The sequence below is a fragment of the Robbsia andropogonis genome (assembly GCF_000970345.1).
GTDB classification, from domain to species: Bacteria; Pseudomonadota; Gammaproteobacteria; order Burkholderiales; family Burkholderiaceae; genus Robbsia; species Robbsia andropogonis.
Genome location: NZ_LAQU01000083.1, coordinates 1 through 5,723 on the forward strand (window position 1 = coordinate 1; position 5,723 = coordinate 5,723).

The 5,723-nt window shown below is 53.7% G+C and carries 5 protein-coding genes and 1 pseudogene; all 6 read right to left on the minus strand.

Annotated elements, in window-relative coordinates; translation table 11 throughout:
• Positions 1-285, minus strand: a pseudogene (locus WM40_RS31850) (AraC family transcriptional regulator); the annotation flags it as partial.
• 460 nt (positions 286-745) lie between these two features.
• Positions 746-2,203 (minus strand): IMP dehydrogenase, encoded by a 1,458-nt coding sequence (guaB, locus tag WM40_RS25555; RefSeq protein ID WP_046154424.1) that lies wholly within the window; start codon positions 2,201-2,203, stop codon positions 746-748.
• A gap of 182 nt (positions 2,204-2,385) precedes the next feature.
• Positions 2,386-3,528 carry an FAD-dependent oxidoreductase gene (locus tag WM40_RS25560; RefSeq protein ID WP_046154425.1) on the minus strand — a complete coding sequence of 381 codons (1,143 nt, stop codon included), beginning with the start codon at positions 3,526-3,528 and terminating at the stop codon, positions 2,386-2,388.
• Positions 3,528-3,884 carry a hypothetical protein gene (locus WM40_RS25565; RefSeq protein ID WP_046154426.1) on the minus strand — a complete coding sequence of 119 codons (357 nt, stop codon included), beginning with the start codon at positions 3,882-3,884 and terminating at the stop codon, positions 3,528-3,530. Before WM40_RS25565 ends, WM40_RS25560 begins: the two co-directional genes overlap by 1 nt.
• Positions 3,885-4,065: 181 nt before the next feature.
• The gene (locus tag WM40_RS25570) at positions 4,066-5,211 is read right to left on the minus strand and encodes an MFS transporter (RefSeq protein ID WP_157686016.1); all 1,146 of its coding nucleotides are present in this window, start codon (positions 5,209-5,211) and stop codon (positions 4,066-4,068) included.
• Between the two features lie 124 nt (positions 5,212-5,335).
• On the minus strand, positions 5,336-5,723 hold a 388-nt coding region (locus tag WM40_RS25575; RefSeq protein WP_046154429.1), incomplete at its 5' end, for an SDR family NAD(P)-dependent oxidoreductase.

Below are 5,723 nucleotides of genomic sequence, written 5' to 3' on the forward strand. Positions count from 1 at the left end.
TTGCTGATATGACATTCCAACCTCTTTCACGAACAAGCGATGCAATGTTCGTGGTGTCACGCTCAGCATCTCCGCCCACTTTTCCAGGTTGATTTTCTCATCGGGGCTCTTGAGAACATGCCTTTCTATGCGTAACAGACGATAGTCTTTTAGCGCCGGCAAATGGAGAGGGAGAATTGGGAGGGCCCTGAGCTGAAGCAACAGAACTTGAGTCAGAGCAATGTCGAGCGCTGACATTTGCTCACCATCTTTTCGGTCGGCCAGAGCAATGATGACTTCGCGCATAAGAGGCATCACATTTAAAACACAGCTATGCAGTGGGACCTGCCCTTCGGCGTCCGCTCGTACGAGTACAGATCGTACTCGTACCCCGGCGCTGGTGCGTGCCCAGTGCGAGACATTCGGGGCGAGCCAGACTGCGCGCGTAGGAGGTACGACCCAATACCCCTGCGGGCTACCTATGACAATTACGCCACGTGACGCGTAGATCAGTTGACCTTCAGCATGGTGATGTTCCTGTAGAACCTGCGGCGTTGCAAAATCACGTTTCACTCCGCTTACAGCAACAGAGGACATTAGCGACTGCCAGCCCTCCATTCGCGCGGAGCGCATTGCTGGCATGTCACCTCTGTCACTATGACCCGCTTGATCATCGTTCATAATACTCATCGCAGACGGCACATCTAATCTTTAGATAAGATATGAAGCTTAGGTTGTTCTGCCGTGCGCCCGAGCAGCAATCGGATTACCGATAGTTTGGTGCTTCCTGGGTAATCTGCACGTCATGAACGTGGGACTCACGCATCCCCGCTGACGACATCTGGACAAATTCGGTTTGCAACGGCATATCTTTTACCGTCTTGGTACCACAGTAGCCCATACTTGCGCGCAACCCCCCGATCAATTGCTGCACGATCGGCCCAATGGCTCCCTTATACTCTACGCGCCCTTCAATCCCTTCCGGGACGAGCTTATTCGCATTGAGATGAGCATCCTGCAAATACCGGTCCGCGCTCCCTTGCTTCATTGCTGAGATAGAACCCATCCCACGATATGACTTATAAGGGTGTCCACCGAAATGGAATATTTCGCCCGGAGCTTCATCCGTTCCGGCGAGTAAGCCACCGACCATGACCGAAGTTGCTCCCGCAGCCAGAGCTTTTGCGATGTCGCCGGAGTAGCGAATACCCCCATCAGCGATGATCGGGATATCCTTTCTCCAGAGCGCATCCGCCACATCGAGAAGGGCTGTTAACTGCGGGACACCGATACCGGCGACAACGCGAGTCGTGCAGATAGAACCTGGTCCCATTCCTACATTCACGGCATCCGCGCCGCAGTCATAGAGCGCCAAGGCCGCTTCACCTGTCACGATATTACCTGCGACGACATCTACGTTCGGATAGTTTCGCTTCGCCCAGTCGACTTGCTCCAAAACGCGATGACTGTGACCATGCGCAGTGTCAATAACGACTGCGTCGACGCCTGCCTCTACTAGCTTCTCGAAACGAACATTATCATCCCGGGTGGTCCCGATCGATGCGGCAACTTTTAGGCGCCCAATGCTGTCCTTTGCAGCATTCGGGTATTCGTGCGACTTGGCCATATCCTTGGCGGTAACAATCCCACGCAACTCAAACGAGTTGCTGACTACCAACACTCGTTCCAGACGATGCTTATGCATCAGGTCCCGTGCCTGCGCAAAATCAGATCCTTCTTTGATGGTCACCAGTCGCTCAAGCGGCGTCATGACGTCCTTGACCAACTTGCTCGACGTGGGAGCAAACCGTTGATCTCGCCCAGTTACAACACCTACCAGCACCCCCCCAGCATCAATGACTGGATAGCCCGATATTCCGGAGTTCGCTGCCAGGCGTCGGAGTTCGTCCAACGACATTTCTGGCGTCACAGTCACCGGATGGTTCACAACGCCCGCCTCATACCGTTTAACCCGCGCCACCTCTTCCGCCTGACGTTCGATCGACAAATTCTTATGAATAACCCCAATGCCACCCAGTTGCGCCAAGGCGATGGCCATAGGTGCTTCCGTCACAGTGTCCATCGCTGCTGATACAAGCGGGATGTTCAACGAGACGTTGCGACTGAAGCACGTAGACACATCAGCGTCAGCAGGAAGAATCTCCGACGCACCGGGGATCAACAGTACATCGTCATAGGTTAAGCCAGTCGAAATAGCGCGCATCGGGGTCCTCATGCAGTCGGTAGCCTACAAGTTCAAAGTAACAGTTGGGCCGAAGCTTAATGACTCGAACCGTCTGATGCTCTCGACAATATGACACTTACTATAGAGAATGGGACGCGCGGGGAATTCCGCAACAACAATCATTTCTATTTTCCACTCGGGGTCATCCAAATTCTATTGGATCAAGTAATGCCGGGAATCACGCCAGAGAATCGTGTGGTAAAACACGCACTACTAGCAGCGATTTCCTGCATCGTCTTAATCAACTGATTACTACCTCGAAGAAACCCAGCGGAAAGCAACCGTCGACTTCTGTCATAACGCGCTAAGCCAGAATGATGGCCGACATCGCCATACTCATCCAAATTTCGAGCAATTTCTCTTGCCAATCGTGCAACACCCGCCATCCCGAAATTGAAGCCTTGCCCTGTCGCAGGGTGCAGACCCAGCGCAGCGTCACCAATTAGTGCGCAGCGCGTTGATGAAAACCGCCTCGCAACCGATGTCGACAAGGGGAACTGACACCGATGCCCCTCAACCTGCATCGAACCAAAATGAAAATTTGTCATCTTGGATAACTGCTCAGACAGCTTCGAATCAGGCAGAGAATCCAGAGCGTCTATGGCAGGCGTCCTACCGTAAATCGCCATTGACGACGACCATGGCTCTCTATCAGAAGCTCTTTTGAGGGGCAGGTTTGCAACGATAAGCCGTGGCTTAAACCATTGTATCGAGCGCTCTTCATGCGGGAGTGGGTGGCTAACCCGACATAGCATGATAGAGTCCTCGAAATTTTTACGCGCGAGGATAAAGCCTGCCATACGCGCAAAGCTGGACTGCCGTCCGTCGGCTCCAATCGCTAGCTTGCACCGCACGCTTGAGCCATTTTCCATGGCAATTTCCACACATGCGTTCGATACATCAACACGAGCGGGTGTCTGTGCGTCGCAGATTTGAACGCTAGAATCGACATTGCACACAGCACCATAGGCGGCACGTCGTAACTCGTGGTGGGACACTAATCCGACGATCGGATCGACGAGCATTGGAACTGGTAACGATATAGACGCAGGTGCTACTCGCACCTCAAGCTGCCTCACAGGCGAGAAATAGCGTGCTCTAATTTGCCGCCATATGCCTAGATCGCAGAGCAGCTGCTGCGTACTTCGCGTCAGAGCGATTTCTCGGCCGTCGTCTTCCGGCTGAGCTAATGAGGTCGCCTTTTGCCTTTCGAGTAAGATAACCTTGACGCCGAGTTTCTGAATAGCCAGGGCCATCGAAAGTCCAACCACGCCACCACCTACAACGACAATTTCCGCACTCATCACTGGGTATGCTTGTAGAACACCGCGAAGCCCACAGTCCATCCGATGATGCAGATTTCGAGCACGATGGTGAAAACGTAAATCTCGACCGTCAGGGCAGCACGCACACGCCACAATGAGATCAACATACGTCGACAACAAAGAGTGCCGCTTCCCTGCAGGCGCATGATGCGACGCATTCGCTTCCCAAAAATGCTATCGCTTGCAAGGTCGTTCATCACGCTCTCAAAAAACTGAGCAAAGTTTGCTGTGACGGCGATAGTGCAACTGATCGCCACCAAAACGAACGACATGGTTACACCGGGGCGCGTCAAACCAACATCCAACAGGATTTTGAATAGGTAGCCTGCGAGCACGGCAAGTCCGACATGCGCTGGAACGTTACGGAGAAAATCGAGATACTTGTCTCGTCCCGTACTTTATATACATCAAAGCCTCGATGACTTGATAGTTACTAGTCGATTTGCCGCGCCCTGACAGAGCATGCTGTGGAATCGCGGTCAAGAAAGCATGTCAATTTCTGTTGAATCGTGGGGTCTAGGCCTTATGTCTAAGACCTGCTCTCGAGAGCAACAATACTGCTACCAGACCGATAAGAGCGCTACCCGCACGGCACACCCCCTGCCATTCGCTTTCACTCCAGGCCCAAGCGCCGATCGCTGACCCGATAGCTCCTCCACCGAACGTAAAGACCATATAGACCGTATTCAGCCGCGCCCTAGCCTCCGGATCCAACTTGAAGATGCGTGCCTGATTCGCGATTTGTCCCGACTGATTTGCGAAGTCGAGAAGGTTCACACCGATCACAATCGCGAACACAGACATGTCCCCATAGAAGAGGAACAACGCGAACGCTGCGGCTGCCGAGGTGACAGACATTACATTGACCCAGGTTGGACCAAACCTGTCGGATAGGCGACCGGAAAACGGCGCTATCAACGCGCCGGCAGCACCCCATAGGCCAAATAGACCCGCTTGAGCCGATCCATAATGAAATGGCGCATTAGCAATATGAAACGCAAGCGTGGCCCAGAACGCTGAGAATGCGCCAAACATGGACGCACCCAAGAACGCAGAGAATCTCAGCTCACGCCACCGAAAGAACAACTTCGGCAGCGAGGTGAGCAACGATAGGTATGAGCTTTTCGCAACCGCCCTCCTCTCGGGGATAAACCTAGGCAGGGCTAGCAACAACAGCAAGGTAAGCGCAGCAGCCACCAGATACGATGCCCGCCACGTACCACTTAGCTGCGCTACAGCCCCAGAAACGGTCCGAGAGAGCAAAATGCCAAGGATCAGACCCGTCTGCATGGCTCCGACAACACGCCCAGATTTACCAGGTTCAGCGAGTGAAACGGCCACAGGAATAAGAACCTGCGGCACAACCGTCGTCATTGTGACGATCAGCATTAGCGCCGCCAACAATTGGATCGACGGACTAGCTGCTGCTGCAATCAGGGCAATAGCTGTCAAGCTAAGCAGAATTCGGATAAGGACGCGGGGGTTGGTACGGTCCGCCAACGGCACGACAAAGAGAATCCCGAGTGCGTATCCAATCTGAGCTGACGTTGCAATCCATCCTGCTTTGGCTGCAGACTCATGAAAGCTTAGCGCAATCGCCGACAGAATCGGTTGGCAGAGGTACACATTGGCAACCATGACGCCACACGCGACCGCCATCATCGGAATACTCCCCGGCCGCGGCACATTTTGCGCTATTTTCCCCGCCATTCTATCGTTCCTCGCATTGCTTCATCACTGACATTCACAAACGCTGCGCATTGATCACGCCGCGCAGAGCCCGTCATTAGCTCATGTACCAACCGCCGTTGATATTGATGGTTTGGCCCGTGATGTAGCCATTGCCAGCGAGCATCAAAGCGACAGAAGAGACCTCATCAGGCACACCAAAGCGTCCCACCGGGATCAGCGTTGGCTTAATCGCCGGATTGTTCTTGATCATATCGGTCTCGATCAGGGCCGGCGCAATAACGTTCGCCGTGATGCCCTCTTTGGCAAGCACTGCTGCGTAGTAGTGCGCAAGCCCCAACATGCCGGCCTTGCTGGCTGCATAGTGCGGTCCGATGACACCACCGATTTGCGCAGCGACGGAAGAGGTCAGAATCAAACGCCCCCATTTTTGTGCCCGCATTTCGGGAAGCACAGCCTGAATAAGATGGAATGCCGAACTAAGA

Bases quoted from the DNA above. Each gene is read 5' to 3' on its own strand.
- guaB (WP_046154424.1), bottom strand. From the start codon at position 2,203: ATGCGCGCTATTTCGACTGGCTTAACCTATGACGATGTACTGTTGATC.
- WM40_RS25560 (WP_046154425.1), bottom strand. From the start codon at position 3,528: ATGAGTGCGGAAATTGTCGTTGTAGGTGGTGGCGTGGTTGGACTTTCG.
- WM40_RS25570 (WP_157686016.1), bottom strand. From the start codon at position 5,211: ATGATGGCGGTCGCGTGTGGCGTCATGGTTGCCAATGTGTACCTCTGC.